This window comes from Xanthomonas sp. LMG 12462, from assembly GCF_009192885.1.
Classification (GTDB): Bacteria; Pseudomonadota; Gammaproteobacteria; order Xanthomonadales; family Xanthomonadaceae; genus Xanthomonas_A; species Xanthomonas_A sontii.
Window position 1 is genome coordinate 1 of record NZ_NMPP01000102.1, and the last position, 2,849, is coordinate 2,849.

A 2,849-nucleotide genomic window follows, 5' to 3' on the forward strand; every position below is an offset into this window, starting at 1 on the left:
CCCGTAGGGGCGGATGAGGGTACGGGCGCAGCCTCGTGAACCCAGGTCAGCGGGTCGCTTCGCGCCGCACCCTCACCCCAACCCCTCTCCCGACGGGAGAGGGGCTACACGCCGCAGCGTAGAATTGGCCGATGAGCCGATTAGTCCTGATCGACGGGTCCAGTTACCTGTATCGCGCGTTCCACGCGCTTCCGCCGCTGACCAATGCCGCCGGCGAGCCCACCGGCGCGCTGTTCGGCGTGGTCAACATGTTGCGCGCCACCCTCAAGGAGCGCCCCGAGTACGTGGCCTTCGTGGTCGACGCGCCGGGCAAGACCTTCCGCGACGACCTGTACCCGCAGTACAAGGCCAACCGCCCGCCGATGCCCGACGAGCTGCGCGCGCAGGTCGAGCCGATGTGCCAGATCGTGCATGCGCTGGGCATCACCATCCTGCGCGAGAACGGGGTCGAGGCCGACGACGTGATCGGCACCCTGGCCCTGCAGGGCGCCGGCGACGGCCTGGACGTCACCATCTCCACCGGCGACAAGGATTTCGCCCAGCTGGTGCGCCCCGGCGTGCAACTGGTCAACACCATGAGCGGCAGCCGCATGGATTCGGATGCGGCGGTGATGGAGAAGTTCGGGGTCTGGCCGCACCAGATCGTCGACCTGCTGGCGCTGATGGGCGACACCATCGACAACGTGCCGGGCGTGGAGAAATGCGGACCCAAGACCGCGGCCAAGTGGCTGGCCGAGTACGGCTCGCTGGACGGGGTGATCGCCCATGCCGACTCCATCAAGGGCAAGATCGGCGACAACCTGCGCGCGGCGCTGCAGCGCCTGCCGCTGAACCGCGAGCTGGTCACCATCAAGACCGACGTGACGCTGCCCGGCGGCCCGCGCACCCTGGGCCTGCGCGAACAGGAGCCGGAGCAGTTGCGTGGCCTGTACCAGCGTTATGGCTTTACCCAGGCGCTGCGCGACCTGGACGGCGGCGTGGCTGCGCCGGAGGCCGCCAGCGAGGCGACGCCCAGCCTGCGCGGCACCGCCGCCGGCTATGCCCGGGCCGCGGCGCCGGCCGCCGATACGGCGCTGGACCCGGCACTGGCCGCCAAGGGCGACTACACCGCGGTGACCACACCCGAGGCGTTCGAAGCTCTGCTGGTGCGCCTGCGCGCCGCCGACGGCTTCGCCTTCGACACCGAAACCGATGCGTTGGACGCCATGCGCGCCAACCTGGTCGGGCTCAGCTTCGCCACCGAGCCGGGCCGCGCCGACTACCTGCCGCTGGGCCACGACTACCCCGGCGCGCCGGTGCAACTGGACCGCGCGCTGGCGCTGGAGATGCTCAAGCCGCTGCTGGAGGACCCGGCCAAGGCCAAGGTCGGCCAGCACGGCAAGTACGACCTGCACGTGCTGCGCCGCCACGGCGTGGAGGTGCGCGGCTACGCCGACGACACCATGCTGGAGAGCTTCGTGCTCAATTCCACCGCCAGCCGCCACGACATGGACTCGCTGGCCCGGCGCTACCTGGGCTACGACACGGTCAAGTACGAGGACGTAGCCGGCAAGGGCGCCAAGCAGATCGCGTTCTCGCAGGTGGCCATCGACGACGCCACCGGCTACGCCGCCGAGGACGCCGACATCACCCTGCGCCTGCACCGCACGCTGTCGGCGCAGCTGGACGCCGAGCCGGCGCTGGCGCGGGTCTACCGCGAGATCGAGATGCCGCTGGTGCCGGTGCTGGCGCGGGTCGAGGCGAACGGCGTGTGCGTGGACATCGCCGAGCTGCGCAAGCAGAGCCAGGACCTGAGCCAGCGCATGCTGGCCGCGCAGCAGAAGGCCACCGCGCTGGCCGGGCGCAGCTTCAACATGGACTCGCCCAAGCAGCTGCAGGCGGTGCTGTTCGACGAACTGAAGCTGCCGGCGGTGCTGAAGACCCCCAAGGGCCAGCCCAGCACCAACGAGGAGGCGCTGGAGGCGATCGCCGACCAGCACGAGCTGCCGCGGGTGATCCTGGAGTACCGCGGCCTGGCCAAGCTGCGCAGCACCTACACCGACAAGCTGCCGGAGATGGTCAACCCCGACACCGGCCGCGTGCACACCAGCTACCACCAGGCTGGCGCCGCCACCGGGCGGCTGTCCTCCTCCGATCCCAACCTGCAGAACATTCCGATCCGCACCGACGACGGCCGCCGCATCCGCCGCGCCTTCGTCGCCCCGCCCGGGCGCAAGCTGATCGCCTGCGACTATTCGCAGATCGAGTTGCGGATCATGGCCCACCTGTCCGAGGATCCGGGCCTGTTGCGCGCCTTCGGCAGCGGCGTGGACGTGCACCGCGCCACCGCCGCCGAGGTGTTCGGGCGCAAGCTCGAAGAGGTCACCGGCAACGAGCGCCGCGCCGCCAAGGCGATCAACTTCGGCCTGATGTACGGCATGAGCGCGTTCGGCCTGGCCCGCAACCTGGGCATCGGCCGCGGCGAGGCGCAGGACTACGTGGCGCTGTACTTCAGCCGCTACCCGGGCGTGCGCGACTTCATGGAGCGCATGCGCGAGCAGGCGCGCACCCAGGGCTACGTGGAGACCCTGTTCGGCCGCCGCCTGTACCTGAACGACATCAACGCCCGCCAGCAGGGCCTGCGCGCCGGTGCCGAGCGCGCGGCGATCAACGCCCCGATGCAGGGCACCGCCGCCGACATCATCAAGCGCGCCATGGTCGGCGTGGACGCCTGGCTGCAGGACCACCGCGACCGCGCGTTGATGATCCTGCAGGTGCACGACGAACTGGTGTTCGAAGCCGATGCCGGCTTCGTCGACACCTTGCTGCCGGAAGTGACCGGGCGGATGTCCGCCGCGGCGGAGCTGAAG

1 protein-coding gene is annotated in these 2,849 nt (G+C 70.4%); it reads left to right on the top strand.

What is annotated here, in order from left to right:
- Nucleotides 1-131: 131 nt before the first annotated feature.
- The coding region (polA, locus tag CEK69_RS20025) for a DNA polymerase I (protein WP_152247564.1) at nucleotides 132-2,849 on the top strand (2,718 nt) is incomplete at its 3' end.